The sequence below is a fragment of the Burkholderia sp. Ap-955 genome (assembly GCF_011753045.1).
In the GTDB taxonomy this organism is placed as follows: domain Bacteria; phylum Pseudomonadota; class Gammaproteobacteria; order Burkholderiales; family Burkholderiaceae; genus Burkholderia; species Burkholderia lata_D.
Genome location: NZ_VWWH01000006.1, coordinates 20,532 through 36,567, shown reverse-complemented (window position 1 = coordinate 36,567; position 16,036 = coordinate 20,532). Strand labels below are relative to the sequence as shown.

The following is a 16,036-nucleotide window of genomic DNA, read 5'->3' as shown; positions in this document are numbered from 1 at the left end:
GCTTATTTTCCGTATTGTTCGCAAATCTGGTTGATGGCGTCGACCACGCGACGCACGTCGCCTTCCGTCATCTGCGTGAAGAGCGGCAGCGTGACGGTCGACGCGCCATACCGTTCGGCGTGGGGGAACATGCCCTCCTTGAAGCCGCGCGCACGGTACAGCGTGAAAAGATGGATCGCCGGGTAGTGGATACCCGTGCCGATGCCGCGTTCCTTCATCTGCGCCATGAACTCGGCGCGGGTGATCGTCAGGCGCTCGAGCGGCAGCGTGATCAGGAACATGTGCCAGTTGCCGTTCTCGAATTCGGCGATCGGCAAGCCGACGCCGAGTTTCACGGCTGCACTGCCGTCGAATTCGGCGAAGTAGGCACGCGCAAGCGCGCGGCGCTGCGCGGTGAAGCGGTCGAGGTGCGGCAACTGGCCGAGGCCGACGCGCGCGGCAACGTCGGTCAGGTTGTACTTGCCGCCGAGCACGTCGCAGTCCATCCCGTCGAAGCCCGTGCGCGTGATGCCCTGCAGCCGGTACTTCTGCGCGAGCGTCGCTTCTTCCTCGTTGTTCAGCACGAGTGCGCCGCCTTCGATCGTCGTCAGGTTCTTGTTCGCGTGGAAGCTGAACGACACGATGTCGCCGATCGCGCCGATGCGCTTGCCGTTCCACGTCGAGCCGAATGCCTGCGCGGCATCCTCGATCACGCGCAGCTTGTGTGCGCGCGCAATGGCGTACAGGCGGTCCATGTCGACCGGCAGGCCGGACAGGAACACGGGGATGATCGCCTTCGTGCGCGGCGTGATCGCCTGCTCGAGCTTGTCGAGGTCGATGTTGCGCGTGACGGGATCGATGTCGGCGAACACGGGCGTCGCGCCCGTCTCGAGGATCACGTTGCTGGTCGAGACCCACGACGCCGGCGTCGTGATCACTTCGTCGCCGGGGCCGACGCCCGCGATGCGCAGGCCGATCTCCAGCGTGCAGGTGCCCGAATTGAACGCGCGGACCGGACGGCCGCCGCAGTACTCGGACAGCGCCGCTTCGAATTTCTGGCTCTGCGGGCCGGTGGTGATCCAGCCCGAGCGCAGCACGTCGACGACGCCCTGGATGGTTTCCTCATCGATCTCGGGGCGGGTGAACGGCAGAAACGGAGCGGTAGTCTGGCTCATGTACGCTTTGGCCTGTAATGGCGTGTAATAAAAGGGTCGGGCGATCCCGGCCGAAACCGGCATTAAACACCGGTTGGCGGAATCGCACCGTGATTTTTTGTAGGCAGACGCTTAATGCGCGCGGCGGGCATGCTCAGCTTCGCGCGAGCACCAGCACGCCGATCAGGATGATGCCGATGCCGACCAGCCGCTGGACCGACAGCACTTCGCCGAACAGGTACCAGGCCGCGAATGCGTTGACGACGTAGCCGAGCGACAGCATCGGGTACGCGATCGACACGTCGACCCGCGACAGCCCGACGATCCAGACCACGACGCTCAGCACGTAGCAGCCGAGGCCGCCGATGATCGGCAATTGGGTCGCGATCTTCAGGCCGACCGGGATGATGTTCGCACGGCTGAATTCGAAGTGTCCAACGGCGTTGACGCCGGCTTTCAGCAGAAGTTGCGCACAGGCGTTGAGCATCACGCCGGTGATGATGCAGACGAACGAAACGGGATTCATGCAGCGGGCGTCCTTACGATTGCGGTTTCTCGACGATCACGCGGCGGTTGTCGCGTGCAATCACGCGCATCGGCACGCCTTGCGTGACCAGGGTGTCGTACAGGCCGGGCGGCATGATCGCGAGCGCATGGGTTTCCTGCTTCCAGCGCGTGATCCACTCGTCGACGGTCGGAATCCACTTGTTCGGCTCCATCGAGATCCCGAACGCGAGCTCGTCCTGGCGCTGGACCATGATCGTCGTGTGGCCCATGTAGAACGGGAACGTGTGATCGAGCATCTCGATCGAGTAGAACGGCGTGTCGGCCGGCAGTTTCGCCAGTTCGGCGCGCACGGTGGGCGCGAGCAGCGCGCCCGAGCTGTAGCGGCCGAATTCGTCGTGACCGGTGCCGCCGATCGTGCCGAACGCGAGCCACGCGGCGCCGAAGGCGGCGAGCGCGGCGGCCACGCCCGCGCGGCGGTTCAGCCATGCGGCCGCGAGCGTCAGCACGGCCGCGACCGCGAGGCCCGCGTACAGCCACATCTGGAACGCGCGGTACAGCGCGTTCGGCGTGCGGGCATCGCCCTGGTACGCAAGGAAGATGATCCCGAACGCCGCGACGACGAGGAACACGAGGTAGCCGAGCAGGTGGCGGCGGAACCGGTCGGCGCTCATCAGCGGCAGGTACGCGCCGATGATCAGCGCGAGCGCCGGCGCGACCGGCAGCACGTACGAGATCAGCTTCGAATGCGACGCGCTGAAGAACAGGAAGATGAATGCGCTCCAGATCAGCAGCACGAGCATCGGCGAGAAGCCGTTCGGCTGGCGCGGCATCCGCAGCGCATGGCGGATGCTCTGCCACGCGACCGACAGCCACGGCAGGAAGCCGACCAGCAGCACGGGCACGAAGTAGTAAAGCGGGCCCGGGCGGTTCTGTTCCGGGGTCAGGTACCGGCGGAACTGCTGGACGATGAAGAAGAAGTTGAAGAACTCAGGGTTGCGCTGCTGGACGAGCACGAACCACGGCGTGACGATCGCGAAGAAGATCACGAGGCCGCTCACCAGGTACAGGCGCTTCCACAGCGCCCAGTCGCGTGCGATCAGCGTATAGAGCACGAGCACGGCGCCGGGCAGGATCAGGCCGACGAGGCCCTTCGACAGCACCGCGAACGCCATCGCGGCCCAGCACGCCCACATCCAGCCGCGTGCCGCGGCCGGGCGCAGCCCGGGTCGCTGCGCGAGCAGCAGCGAGCACAGCGACAGCGACATCCAGAACGCGAGCCCCATGTCGAGCGCGTTGAAGTGGCCCATCAGGTTCCAGTACGGCGCCGACGCGAGCACGACGGCGGCGAGGAAGCCAGACAGCGGGTTGAACAGGCGCGCACCGGTGTAGCCGACCAGCAGGATGCCTGCGAAGCTCGCGATGGCCGTGTAGAGGCGCGCCTGCCATTCGCCGATGCCGAACCACGCGAACGTGAGCGCATTCAGCCAGGTCTGCAGCGGCGGCTTCTCGAAATACTTGTAGCCGTTGTAGCGCGGCGTGATCCAGTCGCCGGTGACGAACATCTCGCGCGCCATTTCCGCATAGCGGCCTTCGTCGCTCGGGATCAGGTGGCGCAGCCCGAGCGGCGCGAACCAGACGATCGCGAGTGCGACGACGAGGAGGACGAGCGTGATGCGATTGAGCGGTAGCCTCGACGGCGTATCGTTCATGGATTTTCAGCCTGTTGGTTATTGTGACGGGCCGCCGGCGGGTTGCGCCGGGGGCGGGCGGCCTGGCCGGGCCGATCCGGGGGATCGACCCGCTGCGCCGGCCCGAGTTTTACCGCATCCGGGATTAACGTTCAATTAAGAGCGCGGCGGCGACTTTGCGGCCTTCGGCCATCAGGATGTTGTAGGTGCGGCAGGCAGCCTGGAAATCCATCGTCTCGACGCCGATCCGCTTCGCCGTGAGCGCCGCGACGAGCCGCGGGTGCGGGAAGCGCAGCCGCGCGCCGCTGCCGAAGATCACGAGTTCGGGTGTCGGGTCGAGCAGCATCGCGAAATGCTCGGGCGCGAGCGCGTCGAACGACGACACGGGCCAGGCCCGGACCGGCGCGCCGGGCAGCACGATGACGCTCGTTTCATGGCGTTCGAGATTGACGTCGACATAATCGGGGCCGTAGCCGGTGACGGTGTTGAGCGCGCCGCTCGTGTCCTGGTGCAGTTTCAAATCGGTATTCCGCGGTTCCGTAGGGGAATGTATCGCAGGGCCACACGGGCCCGGATGGCCGGTTTCGCTTGCCCGAGCGCGCGGGACGCCTGACGGCGCGGGCCCGGCGCGGCTATGGTGCATTGCGAAAGTCAGCCAAAATCCGCTAAATTATAACTTTTTGGTCGCCCCCGGGCGCCACTTGCGTCGCGCGTCGCCACAAGCCGCGCCCGACCGCCCGCTTTTTCCCAGTCTAGACAGCGCGCACAGACCGGCCGCTTTCCAGTTTTGATCCCGTCCCCCCGGCCGCAAGGCCAACCCAGGAACCGTGTCGTCGTGAAACCGATTCAGAAGTCGAACAAGCTGCTCAACGTCTGCTACGACATCCGTGGCCCGGTGCTCGAGCACGCGAAGCGCCTCGAGGAAGAAGGCCACCGCATCATCAAGCTGAACATCGGCAATCTCGCGCCGTTCGGTTTCGACGCGCCGGACGAGATCATCCAGGACATGATCCGCAACCTGCCGACGTCGTCCGGCTATTCGGATTCGAAGGGCGTGTTCTCGGCGCGCAAGGCCGTGATGCACTACACGCAGGAAAAGGGCGTCGTGGGCGTCGGCCTCGACGACATCTACATCGGCAACGGCGCGTCCGAGCTGATCGTGATGGCGACCCAGGCGCTGCTGAACGACGGCGACGAAGTGCTGCTGCCCGCGCCCGACTACCCGCTGTGGACGGCGGCGGTCAGCCTGTCGGGCGGCACGCCGGTGCATTACATCTGCGACGAGCAGAACGCGTGGATGCCCGATCTCGACGACATCCGCCGCAAGATCACGCCGAACACGAAGGCGATCGTCGTGATCAACCCGAACAACCCGACGGGCGCGCTTTATTCGGACGAATTGCTGCTCGAGCTGCTCGAGCTCGCGCGCCAGCACGGGCTGATCGTGTTCGCCGACGAGGTGTACGACAAGATCGTCTACGACGGCCTCGAGCACACCGCGCTGGGTTCGCTGTCCGAGGACGTGATCACCGTCACGTTCAACAGCCTGTCGAAGAGCTATCGGTCGTGCGGCTACCGCGCGGGCTGGATGGCCGTGTCGGGCCTCGGCGGCGACAACCGCCGGCACGCGAAGGATTATCTCGAAGGGCTCGGCATCCTGTCGTCGATGCGCCTGTGCGCGAACGTGCCCGGGCAGTTCGCGATCCAGACGGCGCTCGGCGGCTACCAGAGCATCAACGAGCTGATCGTGCCGAGCGGGCGCCTGTACAAGCAGCGCGAACTCGCGTACGACATGCTCACGTCGATCCCGGGCGTGACCTGCGTGAAGCCGCAGGCCGCGCTGTACATGTTCCCGCGCCTCGACCCGAAGCTTTATCCGATCCAGAACGACCAGCAGTTCATTCTCGACCTGCTGCTCGAGGAGCGGGTATTGCTCGTACAGGGCACGGGCTTCAACTGGACGACGCCGGATCACTTCCGCGTGGTCTTCCTGCCGAACCTCGACGACCTGACCGATTCGATCAACCGGATCGCACGCTTCCTCGACGGCTACCGCAAGCGCCATTCGGCCTGAGCGGCAGGACCCCACGGAATTCACTACTTCTTACTCATCGATCACACGCAGCATGGAACCGATCAAAGTTGGCCTGTTGGGCTTCGGCACGGTGGGCAGCGGCACCTTCACGGTGCTGGGCCGCAACCAGGAAGAAATCAAGCGACGCGCGGGGCGCGGCATCGAGGTGACGCGCATTGCGGTGCGCAACCCGGCCAAGGCGCTGGCTGCGCTCGGCGGCGACGCCGGCGCCGCGCAGATCACCGACGATTTCAACGCAGTCGTCGATGATCCGTCGATCGCGATCATCGCCGAGATGATCGGCGGCACGGGCATCGCACGCGAGCTCGTGCTGCGCGCGATCGCGAACGGCAAGCACGTCGTGACGGCCAACAAGGCGCTGCTCGCGGTGCACGGAACCGAGATCTTCGAGGCGGCGCGCGCGAAGGGCGTGATGGTCGCGTTCGAGGCGGCCGTCGCCGGCGGCATCCCGATCATCAAGGCGCTGCGCGAAGGCCTGACCGCGAACCGCATCCAGTACATCGCGGGCATCATCAACGGCACGACCAACTACATCCTGTCGGAAATGCGCGATCGCGGGCTCGACTTCGCGACCGCGCTGAAGGCCGCGCAGGAGCTCGGCTACGCGGAAGCCGATCCGACCTTCGACATCGAAGGCGTCGACGCCGCGCACAAGGCGACGATCATGAGCGCGATCGCGTTCGGCGTGCCGGTGCAGTTCGACCGCGCGTACGTCGAGGGCATCAGCAAGCTCGACGCGACCGACATCCGCTACGCGGAAGAACTCGGCTACCGGATCAAGCTGCTCGGCATCACGCGCCGCGCCGAAAACGGCATCGAGCTGCGCGTGCATCCGACGCTGATCCCGGAGAAGCGCCTGCTCGCGAACGTCGAAGGCGCGATGAACGCGGTCGTCGTGCACGGCGACGCGGTCGGCACGACGCTGTACTACGGCAAGGGCGCGGGCGCGGAGCCGACCGCATCGGCCGTGGTCGCGGATCTCGTCGACGTCACGCGCCTGCACACGGCGGACCCCGAGCATCGCGTGCCGCATCTCGCGTTCCAGCCGGACAGCCTCTCGAACACGCCGATCCTGCCGATCGAGGAAGTGACGAGCGGCTATTACCTGCGCCTGCGCGTTGCCGATCAAACCGGCGTGCTGGCCGCCATCACGCGCATCCTCGCCGAATCGGGCATCTCGATCGACGCGCTGCTGCAGAAGGAGTCGGAGCAGGTCGACGGTGCGAACGGCGAAACCGACATCATCCTGATCACGCACGAAACGGTCGAGAAGAACGTGAATGCGGCGATCGCGCAGATCGAGAGCCTCGCGACGGTGGTATCGAAGGTGACGAAGCTGCGCATGGAAGCGCTGAACTGAGCTGAGGACGACATGAACTACATCTCCACGCGCGGCGCCGGCATCGGCGAGCGCCACACGTTCTCCGACATCCTGCTCGGCGGTCTCGCGAAGGACGGCGGGCTCTACCTGCCGGCCGAGTATCCGACGGTGTCCGCCGACGAGCTCGCACGCTGGCGCACGCTGTCGTACGCGGATCTCGCGTTCGAGATCCTGTCGAAGTTCTGCGACGACGTGCCGGCCGACGACCTGCGCGCGATTACGCGCCGCACGTACACGGCCGACGTGTACCGCAACACGCGCCATGGCGAGAACGCGTCCGACATCACGCCGCTGAAGACGCTCGGTACCGAGAACGGCGCGCCGCTCTCGCTGCTCGAACTGTCGAACGGCCCGACGCTCGCGTTCAAGGACATGGCGATGCAGTTGCTCGGTAACCTGTTCGAGTACACGCTCGCGAAGCACGGGCAGACGCTGAACATTCTCGGCGCGACGTCCGGCGACACGGGCAGCGCGGCCGAATACGCGATGCGCGGCAAGGCCGGTGTGCGCGTGTTCATGCTGTCGCCGCACAAGAAGATGAGCGCGTTCCAGACGGCCCAGATGTTCAGCCTGCAGGATCCGAACATCTTCAACCTCGCGGTCGAAGGCGTGTTCGACGATTGCCAGGACATCGTGAAGGCCGTGTCGAACGATCACGCGTTCAAGGCGCAGCAGAAGATCGGCACGGTCAACTCGATCAACTGGGCACGCGTCGTCGCGCAGGTCGTGTACTACTTCAAGGGCTATTTCGCCGCCACTCGGTCGAATGACGAGCGCGTGTCGTTCACGGTGCCGTCGGGCAACTTCGGCAACGTCTGCGCCGGCCACATCGCGCGGATGATGGGGCTGCCGATCGCGAAGCTCGTGGTCGCGACCAACGAGAACGACGTGCTCGACGAGTTCTTCCGCACGGGCGCGTATCGCGTGCGCAGCGCCGAGAACACCTATCACACGAGCAGCCCGAGCATGGACATCTCGAAGGCGTCGAACTTCGAGCGTTTCGTGTTCGACCTGCTCGGCCGCGACCCGGCGCGCGTGATGCAGCTGTTCCGCGACGTCGAGGAGAAGGGCGGTTTCGATCTCGCGGCGAGCGGCGATTTCTCGCGCGTTGCCGAATTCGGTTTCGTGTCGGGCCGCAGCAGCCACACGGACCGCATCGCGACGATCCGCGATGTGTTCTCGCGCTACGACACGATGATCGATACGCATACCGCCGACGGCGTGAAGGTCGCGCGCGAGCATCTCGATGCGGGCGTACCGATGGTCGTGCTCGAGACGGCGCAGCCGATCAAGTTCGGCGAGACGATCCGCGAAGCACTCGATCGTGAAGCCGAGCGGCCGGCCGCGTTCGACGGGCTCGAGGCGCTGCCGCAGCGTTTCGAGGTCGTGAAGGCCGATGCGCAGCAGGTGAAGGACTTCATCGCCGCCCATACGGGCGCATGACGCACGGCCGGGCCTGCGGGCCCGGTTGCGCAGGGACGGCCGGAATGCCGATTCGTCGAACGGATCGGGGTTCCGGCCGTTTCGTTTGGCAGCTGCCAAGCGGCGGTCGTCACAACGCGTACGAAACAAGTGTCAGACCGGCGCGTTCGCGCGAATCACAGTTTCCGCATGTCGGCCATATCGCGCGCCCGCGCGACGGCGTCGCTACAATGACGTATTGAATCCAACGATCCCCGATTCCATCGATGTCGAACCCGAATCCCGCGGCGCCGCGCGCGCCGATGCTGTCGACCGCCGAGGCGCTCGCCGCGCTGCTCGATGCCGCGAAGCCGTTGCCCGGCGCCGAAACCGTCGCCACGCTCGACGCGCTCGGCCGTGTGCTGACGGCCGACGTGAGCTCGCCGCTCGACGTGCCGCCGATGCATACGAGCGCGATGGACGGCTATGCGGTGCGAGTCGCCGACCTGCTGCATGGCGAGCGGCGCTTGCCGGTCTCGCAGCGCATTCCGGCCGGTCATCCGGCCGCGCCGCTCACAGCCGGCACGGCCGCGCGGATCTTCACCGGCGCGACGGTGCCGCCCGGCGCCGACGCCGTCGTGATGCAGGAACAGGCGTCGGCCGACGGCGATGCGGTCGAGATCCTGCACACGCCGAAGGCCGGCGAATGGATCACCGCGCAGGGCGCGGATATCCGGCAGGGCTCGGTGATCCTGCCGGCCGGCACGCGGCTCACGCCGCAGGCGCTCGGCCTGGCCGCGTCGGTCGGCTGCGCGCAGCTGTCGGTGGCGCGGCGGATTCGCGTCGCGGTGTTCTTCACCGGCGACGAACTGACGATGCCGGGCGAGCCGTTGAAGCCCGGCGCGATCTACAACTCGAACCGGTTCACGCTGCGCGGGCTGCTGGAGCGGCTCGGCTGCCACGTGACCGACTACGGGATCGTGCCCGATTCGCTCGCCGCGACGCGCGACACGCTGCGCGAGGCCGCCCGCGATCACGACGTGATCCTGACGAGCGGCGGCGTGTCGGTCGGCGACGAGGATCACGTGAAGCCGGCCGTCGAGGCCGAAGGGCGGCTCGCGCTGTGGCAGATCGCGATGAAGCCCGGCAAGCCGCTCGCGTACGGCGCGGTGCGCCGCGGCGACGATCGCCCCGATGCACACTTCATCGGGCTGCCCGGCAACCCGGTGTCGAGCTTCGTCACGTTTCTGCTGTTCGTGCGGCCGTTCCTGCTGCGCCTGTCCGGCGTGCGCGACGTCGCGCCGCGCGCGCTGTCGCTGCGTGCCGACTTTTCGCAACACAAGGGCGACCGGCGCAACGAATTCCTGCGTGCGCGGATCAACGCGGCCGGCGGCCTCGACCTGTTCCCGAACCAGAGTTCGGCGGTGCTGACGTCGACGGTGTGGGGCGACGGCCTCATCGACAATCCGCCGCAGCACGCGATCAGCGCCGGCGAGACCGTGCGTTTCATTCCGTTTTCCGAACTGCTGTCGTAACGCGACGGCTTCCCGAACCATGAAGATTCAACTGAAATTTTTTGCCAGCGTGCGCGAGGCACTGGGCGTCGCCGACGAGCAGGCCGACGTGCCGGACGGCGTCACGACCGTGGGCGACGTGCGCGCGTGGCTGCGCGTGCGCGGCGGTGCGTGGGCCGAGACACTCGCGGAAGGGCGCGCACTGCGCATGGCGTGCAATCACGAGATGACCGATCCCGACACGCGGCTGACCGAAGGCTGCGAAGTCGCGTTCTTTCCGCCGGTCACGGGCGGTTGAGGCACCGGCAATGGCAACGGTACGAATCCAGACCGACGACTTCGACCTGAACGCCGAGGTCGCGGCATTGCGTGCGCGCAACCCGAAGATCGGCGCGGTCGCGTGCTTCGTCGGCACGGTGCGCGACCTGAACGAAGGCGATTCGGTTGCGGCGATGGAGCTCGAGCACTATCCGGGGATGACCGAGAAGGCGCTCGAGAAGATTGCCGCCGAGGCCGGCCGGCGCTGGCCGGGCATCGACGTCGCGATCGTGCATCGCGTCGGCAAGCTCCTGCCGCTCGACCAGATCGTGATGGTCGCCACGGTGGCGTCGCACCGCGGCGATGCGTTCGCGTCGTGCGAGTTCGTGATGGACTACCTGAAGACCGAAGCGCCGTTCTGGAAGAAGGAAACCACGCCGGATGGCGAGCGCTGGGTCGATGCGCGCAGCACCGACGATGCCGCGCTCGCGCGCTGGGGCATCGAATCGGGCAATACGCGGCGCTGAGCGTGGCGCCAGGGTAGTGTGGCGCGATGCCGCATGCGCGCAAGTGTCGCGCGCGCCGGTTGCCCGTTACGCGTCCGGATCGCTGCTGCGCCCGATGATCTTCGTCGGAAACGGCTCGCCGCGGGCACGCGACGGCAACGCGTGCGGATCGTCACCCGCATCCCGACGGCGCGGCGCGATCGCGTCGAGCAGCGCCTGCTGCTCGGGCGGAATCTGGTAGTCCCAGCCGAACCGGCTCAACTGGAGGCTCTGCGCGATGCGCAGTGCCGGCTCCATGAAGCGGATCGCCGCGGGCGGCGCGTAGCGCGTCTCCACGGTCTTCAGGAACAGCGACAGCCAGCGGCTGAAATGGGCGGGCTCGATCCCGTCGAGCGGCTGGTGCGCCTGCTGCACGTTGCCGCGATAGCCCTTGGTGCCGAGCACGAGGCTCGACCAGAACGTGACCATCTTCGGCAGGTGGTCGTCCCAGCGGCCGGCCAGCTTCGCGTCGAACACCGGCCCGAGCAGCGGATCGGCGCGCACGCGGTCGTAGAACGCGTAGACGAGATCGCGGATGTTCTCTTCGGTCGGCTCGGTGTCGCGAGGGCGGGCCGGTGCGGTATCGGGCGAGGCGGGCAGGACGGTCATGGCAAAAGGGCCGGAGAAATAGGCAGCGACAGGGGCGGCGCGGGCATCGAGTAGGACGCCGGCCGAATTTTGACGCAAAATAGCGTCCAATACCCCTGAAAAACGTGTAAGTGTCACGCATCTTATTGCGCGCGCGCCATCCCGGCAACCCGGAGCCGCGGAGCAGGGCCGTAAATCGGCCCCGCGCGCATCCCGATCGGCCCGGCTCACGTAATCGGGGCACGATCGATCTTTTCCGTATTCGCCCATGAGACTCACCGACTACACCGACTATTCGCTGCGCGTGATGCTGTACCTTGCCGTGCGCGGCGAGGGGCTCGCTACGATCCAGGAGATCTCGGACGCCTACGGCATCTCAAAGAACCATCTGATGAAAGTCGTGCAGCAGCTCGGCGAACTGGGGTGGGTCGATACCGTCCGCGGTCGCAATGGCGGGCTGCGGCTGTTCCCCGAATCGCTGCAACTGACCGTCAGCCAGGTCGTGCGTGCGACCGAGAGCGACTTCGCGCTGGTCGGCTGCTTCTCGGCCGACGGCGAATCGCGCGGCTGCGTGATCGAGCCGCAATGCCGGTTGAAGGGCGTGCTGGCGGCCGCGCGCGATGCATTCTTCGCCGAACTCGACCGTCACACGCTCGGCGAACTGGTCGAACCCGCTTCGCCGCTCGCCGCGTTGCTCGGCATCCACCCGGTCGTGCGCCTGCGCGCCGAGCCTTTGCCGGAAGACGCACCTGCGTCCGTCGAGCCGCCGTCGACGGCCGGCTGATACGCGCTCGCCGCGCTTCTCGATCCGGCCATGGTCCGTCCCGGGGCCGCTTCAAGGATATTCATCGATTTTTGCGCTGAATCAACCCGAATTTCGCTTGAAAGCCGCATGACCATCCTCATCTTGGTGTTAATCGAAAATTGGAGGTCTCGACTAAATGAGAATCGACAAGCTCACCACCAAGTTCCAGGAAGCACTCGCGGACGCGCAAAGCCTCGCGGCAGGCCGCGACAATCAATACATCGAACCCGTTCACGTTCTCGCCGCGCTGGTCGCGCAGCAGGACGGTTCCGCCCGCTCGCTGATGTCGCGCGCGGGCGTTCACATTCAGGCGCTGCAAGGCGCGCTGAACGAGGCCATTTCGCGCCTGCCGCAAGTGACGGGCACGGGCGGCGACATCCAGATCGGCCGTGAACTGGCCGGGCTGCTGAACCAGGCCGACAAGGAAGCGCAGAAGCTCAACGACACGTTCATCGCGAGCGAGATGTTCCTGCTCGCCGTGTCCGACGACAAGGGCGACGCCGGCAAGCTCGCCCGCCAGCACGGCCTCACGCGCAAGGCGCTCGAAGCCGCGATCGCCGCGGTGCGCGGCGGCTCGCAGGTGCACAGCCAGGACGCGGAAAGCCAGCGCGAGGCGCTGAAGAAATACACGGTCGACCTGACCGAGCGCGCCCGTGCGGGCAAGCTCGATCCGGTGATCGGCCGCGACGACGAAATCCGCCGTTCGATCCAGATCCTGCAGCGCCGCACCAAGAACAACCCGGTGCTGATCGGCGAGCCGGGCGTCGGCAAGACGGCGATCGTCGAAGGGCTCGCGCAGCGGATCGTCAACGGCGAAGTGCCCGAGACGCTGAAGGGCAAGCGCGTGCTGTCGCTCGACATGGCCGCACTGCTCGCCGGCGCGAAGTATCGCGGCGAATTCGAGGAGCGCCTGAAGGCGGTGCTCAACGACATCGCGAAGGACGAGGGCCAGACGATCGTCTTCATCGACGAAATCCACACGATGGTCGGCGCGGGCAAGGCCGAAGGCGCGATGGATGCGGGCAACATGCTGAAGCCGGCGCTGTCGCGCGGCGAGCTGCACTGCATCGGCGCGACCACGCTCGACGAATACCGCAAGTACATCGAGAAGGATGCCGCGCTCGAGCGCCGCTTCCAGAAGGTGCTCGTCGACGAGCCGAGCGTCGAGGCGACGATCGCGATCCTGCGCGGGCTGCAGGAGAAGTACGAACTGCACCACGGCGTCGACATCACCGACCCGGCGATCGTCGCCGCGGCCGAGCTGTCGCACCGCTACATCACCGACCGCTTCTTGCCGGACAAGGCCATCGACCTGATCGACGAAGCCGCTTCGAAGATCAAGATGGAAATCGATTCGAAGCCCGAAGAGATGGACAAGCTCGACCGTCGTCTGATCCAGCTGAAGATCGAGCGCGAAGCCGTGAAGAAGGAGCAGGACGAAGCGTCGCAGAAGCGCCTGCAGCTGATCGAGGAAGAGATCGAGCGTCTCGGCCGCGAATATGCGGACCTCGAGGAAATCTGGACCGCCGAGAAGGCCGCGGTGCAGGGCAGCGCGCAGCTGAAGGAAGAGATCGAGAAGGTGCGTGCGGACATCGCGCGCCTGCAGCGTGAAGGCAAGCTGGAGAAGGTCGCCGAGCTGCAGTACGGCAAGCTGCCGCAGCTCGAGGCGCAGCTGAAGCAGGTCACGCAGGCCGAAGAGCAGGAGCAGCACAACCCGACGCGGCCGCGCCTGCTGCGCACGCAGGTCGGCGCCGAGGAGATCGCGGAAGTCGTGTCGCGTTCGACCGGGATCCCGGTGTCGCGGATGATGCAGGGCGAACGCGAGAAGCTGCTGCACATCGAGGAAAAGCTGCACGAGCGCGTGGTCGGCCAGGACGAGGCGATCAGCGCGGTGGCCGATGCGATCCGTCGTTCGCGCGCCGGTCTCGCCGATCCGAACCGTCCGTACGGCTCGTTCCTGTTCCTCGGCCCGACCGGTGTCGGCAAGACCGAGCTGTGCAAGGCGCTGGCGTCGTTCCTGTTCGATTCGGAAGAGCACCTGATCCGCATCGACATGAGCGAGTTCATGGAGAAGCACAGCGTCGCGCGGCTGATCGGCGCGCCGCCGGGCTATGTCGGCTACGAGGAAGGCGGTTACCTGACGGAAGCCGTGCGCCGCAAGCCGTACAGCGTGATCCTGCTCGACGAGATCGAGAAGGCGCATCCGGACGTGTTCAACGTGCTGCTGCAGGTGCTCGACGACGGCCGCATGACGGACGGGCAGGGGCGCACGGTCGACTTCAAGAACACGGTGATCGTGATGACGTCGAACCTCGGCTCGCAGGTCATCCAGGCGATGACGGGTGCGCCGCAGGAAGAGATCAAGGACGCCGTGTGGCTCGAGGTGAAGCAGCATTTCCGCCCCGAGTTCCTGAACCGGATCGACGACGTCGTCGTGTTCCATGCGCTCGACCGCAGCAACATCGAGTCGATCGCGAAGATCCAGCTCGCACGCCTGCACGACCGGCTCGCGAAGCTCGACATGGCGCTCGACGTGTCGCCGGCGGCGCTCGAACAGATCGCGAAGGTCGGTTACGACCCGGTGTTCGGTGCGCGGCCGCTGAAGCGCGCGATCCAGCAGGAGATCGAGAACCCGGTCGCGAAGCTGATCCTCGCGGGCCGCTTCGGTCCGAAGGACGTGATCCCGGTCGACGTCAACGACGGCCAGTTCGTGTTCGACCGCGTCGTTCACTGATCGCAGGCCTTCGGCCGCCGCCCGGTTCGCGCCGGGCGCGCAAAAACAAACACCCCGCCTCGGCGGGGTGTTTGCTTATGGAGCGTCGCAACGACGCAGCGCGTCAGCCCTGCTTGTTGCCGCCGAACATGCCGGCGATCTGCGACAGCGAGCCGAGCACGTTCGACGGGTCGACCTGTGCCTGGCCATCGGCCGGCACCGCGCCGTCCGGCGTCGCGTGGTTGACGACGTGCGGCAGCACTTGCGCGAGGACGGTCGAGGCCATCGACGGATCGACACCGAACTTGCTCGCGAGCGCACCGATCGCGTCCGAGCCGAGCACGTTCTGCAGGGTGTCCGGCGAGATCGGCTGGTTCTGGCCGGTGCCGACCCACGAGCCGATGATGTCACCGGCGCCGCCGGCCTTGAACTTCTCGATCAGGCCATTCAGGCCGCCCGGCTGGTTGTTGATGAATTCGAGCGCGGTCGTGATCAGCGCGCTTTGCGAGTTGCCGCCGGCCTGGCCGCCGAGCAGACCGCCAACGATGTCGAGGAGACCCATGGTTCTTTACCTTTACCGATAAGGGCGCCACGCCGTGGGCGCCCGTTGAACGAATGCCGCGCGCACGCCGTCGCGCGCGCGGCGCACATCAGGCGCCCGACGCCGCGGCGGCGGAGGCTGCCTTGTCCTTCTTGCTTTTCTTCTTCGAACCCTTCGTCGCTTTTGCCGACGACGCTGCGGCCGGTGCGCTCGCACCCGCATCGGCGGATGCCGCCGCTGCTGCGGCCGCTTTTTCCTTCTTCGTCATGCGCTTGGCCTTGGCCGGCTTCGCGGCCGCATCCGGTGCGCTTGCCGCCGGTGCCGGTGCGGTGGCCGTCGTGCCGGCCGTCGCGGTCGTGGACGTCGACGTCGACGCCGTGCCGGTCGACGTCGTGGCCGGCGTGGTGGCCGATGTCGTTGCGGCCGGCTTCGACAGCTTCACGCCCTTCGGCGGCGTCGACGCGCCGCCGATCGTCAGGCCGTTTTCCTCGAGATGCCCGACCGACTTCGTGCCGAGGCCCTTGACGCGGTTCGCGAGATCGTCCGCGTCCTTGAACGGGCCGTTCTTGGTGCGTTCGTCGATGATCGCCTTCGACTTCACGGGCCCGAGACCCTTCACGGATTCGAGCGCGGCCTGGTCAGCCGTGTTGACTTCGACGGCCGCGGCAAGGCCTGCGGCGAGCGACAGCGATAGCGCGACGAACAGCATCAGCAGCTTTTTCAGCATGGAAGGCTCCCTGGTTCTGACGGATGAATGGCTGTTGCAACGGACGGCGGGGTGACGCCCGGCCGGGCGTCGCCGTTAAGCATAGGACAAATGCGTGCCCTTTTTAAGACAGGCTGAACGAATCTTGCTGAAGGCTTGCG

15 protein-coding genes are annotated in these 16,036 nt (G+C 66.5%); 8 read left to right on the top strand and 7 right to left on the bottom strand.

All coding sequences use genetic code 11. The features are described from left to right. Nucleotides 1-2 precede the first annotated feature (2 nt). The 4 genes from F3J15_RS05445 to F3J15_RS05430 all read right to left on the bottom strand — a co-directional run bounded on the left by F3J15_RS05445 (nucleotide 3) and on the right by F3J15_RS05430 (nucleotide 3,848). Complete coding sequence (locus F3J15_RS05445) at nucleotides 3-1,154, bottom strand: DegT/DnrJ/EryC1/StrS aminotransferase family protein (protein ID WP_166888584.1); 1,152 nt, start codon at nucleotides 1,152-1,154, stop codon at nucleotides 3-5. A 133-nt stretch (nucleotides 1,155-1,287) separates the two neighbouring features. Beyond that, nucleotides 1,288-1,659, bottom strand: coding sequence for an EamA family transporter (locus F3J15_RS05440; protein ID WP_011352303.1), 372 nt, complete (start codon nucleotides 1,657-1,659; stop codon nucleotides 1,288-1,290). 13 nt (nucleotides 1,660-1,672) lie between these two features. Beyond that, nucleotides 1,673-3,349, bottom strand: a complete 1,677-nt coding sequence (locus tag F3J15_RS05435) for a glycosyltransferase family 39 protein (RefSeq protein WP_166888581.1) — start codon at nucleotides 3,347-3,349, stop codon at nucleotides 1,673-1,675. Between the two features lie 124 nt (nucleotides 3,350-3,473). Continuing rightward, complete coding sequence (locus F3J15_RS05430; protein WP_069248135.1) at nucleotides 3,474-3,848, bottom strand: Mth938-like domain-containing protein; 375 nt, start codon at nucleotides 3,846-3,848, stop codon at nucleotides 3,474-3,476. A 315-nt stretch (nucleotides 3,849-4,163) separates the two neighbouring features. On the opposite strand from F3J15_RS05430, the gene F3J15_RS05425 reads away from it, so the two are divergent. The 6 genes from F3J15_RS05425 to F3J15_RS05400 all read left to right on the top strand — a co-directional run bounded on the left by F3J15_RS05425 (nucleotide 4,164) and on the right by F3J15_RS05400 (nucleotide 10,504). Beyond that, the gene (locus F3J15_RS05425) at nucleotides 4,164-5,402 is read left to right on the top strand and encodes a pyridoxal phosphate-dependent aminotransferase (RefSeq protein ID WP_166888578.1); all 1,239 of its coding nucleotides are present in this window, start codon (nucleotides 4,164-4,166) and stop codon (nucleotides 5,400-5,402) included. A 52-nt stretch (nucleotides 5,403-5,454) separates the two neighbouring features. Further along, complete coding sequence (locus F3J15_RS05420) at nucleotides 5,455-6,783, top strand: homoserine dehydrogenase (protein ID WP_166888576.1); 1,329 nt, start codon at nucleotides 5,455-5,457, stop codon at nucleotides 6,781-6,783. A 12-nt stretch (nucleotides 6,784-6,795) separates the two neighbouring features. Continuing rightward, nucleotides 6,796-8,247 (top strand): threonine synthase, encoded by a 1,452-nt coding sequence (thrC, locus tag F3J15_RS05415; protein ID WP_069248133.1) that lies wholly within the window; start codon nucleotides 6,796-6,798, stop codon nucleotides 8,245-8,247. Nucleotides 8,248-8,492: 245 nt separating this feature from the next. After that, entirely contained in the window at nucleotides 8,493-9,740 is a 1,248-nt protein-coding gene (glp, locus tag F3J15_RS05410; protein WP_166888574.1) for a gephyrin-like molybdotransferase Glp, read from the top strand. 19 nt (nucleotides 9,741-9,759) lie between these two features. Continuing rightward, complete coding sequence (gene moaD / locus F3J15_RS05405; RefSeq protein ID WP_031403202.1) at nucleotides 9,760-10,017, top strand: molybdopterin converting factor subunit 1; 258 nt, start codon at nucleotides 9,760-9,762, stop codon at nucleotides 10,015-10,017. 10 nt (nucleotides 10,018-10,027) lie between these two features. Next, complete coding sequence (locus F3J15_RS05400; RefSeq protein ID WP_089445783.1) at nucleotides 10,028-10,504, top strand: molybdenum cofactor biosynthesis protein MoaE; 477 nt, start codon at nucleotides 10,028-10,030, stop codon at nucleotides 10,502-10,504. 66 nt (nucleotides 10,505-10,570) lie between these two features. Here the strand turns inward: F3J15_RS05400 and F3J15_RS05395 are convergent, their stop codons facing one another. Next, complete coding sequence (locus F3J15_RS05395; RefSeq protein WP_166888572.1) at nucleotides 10,571-11,131, bottom strand: group III truncated hemoglobin; 561 nt, start codon at nucleotides 11,129-11,131, stop codon at nucleotides 10,571-10,573. A gap of 247 nt (nucleotides 11,132-11,378) precedes the next feature. Between F3J15_RS05395 and F3J15_RS05390 the strand changes: the two genes are divergently transcribed. Next, entirely contained in the window at nucleotides 11,379-11,894 is a 516-nt protein-coding gene (locus F3J15_RS05390) for an Rrf2 family transcriptional regulator (protein ID WP_166888570.1), read from the top strand. A gap of 157 nt (nucleotides 11,895-12,051) precedes the next feature. Next, nucleotides 12,052-14,649, top strand: a complete 2,598-nt coding sequence (gene clpB, locus F3J15_RS05385; protein ID WP_069248128.1) for an ATP-dependent chaperone ClpB — start codon at nucleotides 12,052-12,054, stop codon at nucleotides 14,647-14,649. A gap of 103 nt (nucleotides 14,650-14,752) precedes the next feature. Here the strand turns inward: clpB and F3J15_RS05380 are convergent, their stop codons facing one another. Next, entirely contained in the window at nucleotides 14,753-15,190 is a 438-nt protein-coding gene (locus F3J15_RS05380) for a YidB family protein (protein WP_069248127.1), read from the bottom strand. Nucleotides 15,191-15,278: 88 nt separating this feature from the next. Next, on the bottom strand, nucleotides 15,279-15,896 hold the full coding sequence (locus F3J15_RS05375; protein WP_089445780.1) for a helix-hairpin-helix domain-containing protein: 618 nt from the start codon (nucleotides 15,894-15,896) through the stop codon (nucleotides 15,279-15,281). Between the last annotated feature and the right edge of the window lie 140 nt (nucleotides 15,897-16,036).

Excerpts from the sequence above, each read along its gene's own strand:
- clpB (WP_069248128.1), top strand. The coding sequence starts at position 12,052 with ATGAGAATCGACAAGCTCACCACCAAGTTCCAGGAAGCACTCGCGGAC.
- F3J15_RS05380 (WP_069248127.1), bottom strand. The coding sequence starts at position 15,190 with ATGGGTCTCCTCGACATCGTTGGCGGTCTGCTCGGCGGCCAGGCCGGC.
- F3J15_RS05375 (WP_089445780.1), bottom strand. The coding sequence starts at position 15,896 with ATGCTGAAAAAGCTGCTGATGCTGTTCGTCGCGCTATCGCTGTCGCTC.
- glp (WP_166888574.1), top strand. The coding sequence starts at position 8,493 with ATGTCGAACCCGAATCCCGCGGCGCCGCGCGCGCCGATGCTGTCGACC.
- F3J15_RS05445 (WP_166888584.1), bottom strand. The coding sequence starts at position 1,154 with ATGAGCCAGACTACCGCTCCGTTTCTGCCGTTCACCCGCCCCGAGATC.
- F3J15_RS05420 (WP_166888576.1), top strand. The coding sequence starts at position 5,455 with ATGGAACCGATCAAAGTTGGCCTGTTGGGCTTCGGCACGGTGGGCAGC.
- F3J15_RS05395 (WP_166888572.1), bottom strand. The coding sequence starts at position 11,131 with ATGACCGTCCTGCCCGCCTCGCCCGATACCGCACCGGCCCGCCCTCGC.
- F3J15_RS05435 (WP_166888581.1), bottom strand. The coding sequence starts at position 3,349 with ATGAACGATACGCCGTCGAGGCTACCGCTCAATCGCATCACGCTCGTC.
- thrC (WP_069248133.1), top strand. The coding sequence starts at position 6,796 with ATGAACTACATCTCCACGCGCGGCGCCGGCATCGGCGAGCGCCACACG.
- moaD (WP_031403202.1), top strand. The coding sequence starts at position 9,760 with ATGAAGATTCAACTGAAATTTTTTGCCAGCGTGCGCGAGGCACTGGGC.
- F3J15_RS05440 (WP_011352303.1), bottom strand. The coding sequence starts at position 1,659 with ATGAATCCCGTTTCGTTCGTCTGCATCATCACCGGCGTGATGCTCAAC.
- F3J15_RS05390 (WP_166888570.1), top strand. The coding sequence starts at position 11,379 with ATGAGACTCACCGACTACACCGACTATTCGCTGCGCGTGATGCTGTAC.
- F3J15_RS05400 (WP_089445783.1), top strand. The coding sequence starts at position 10,028 with ATGGCAACGGTACGAATCCAGACCGACGACTTCGACCTGAACGCCGAG.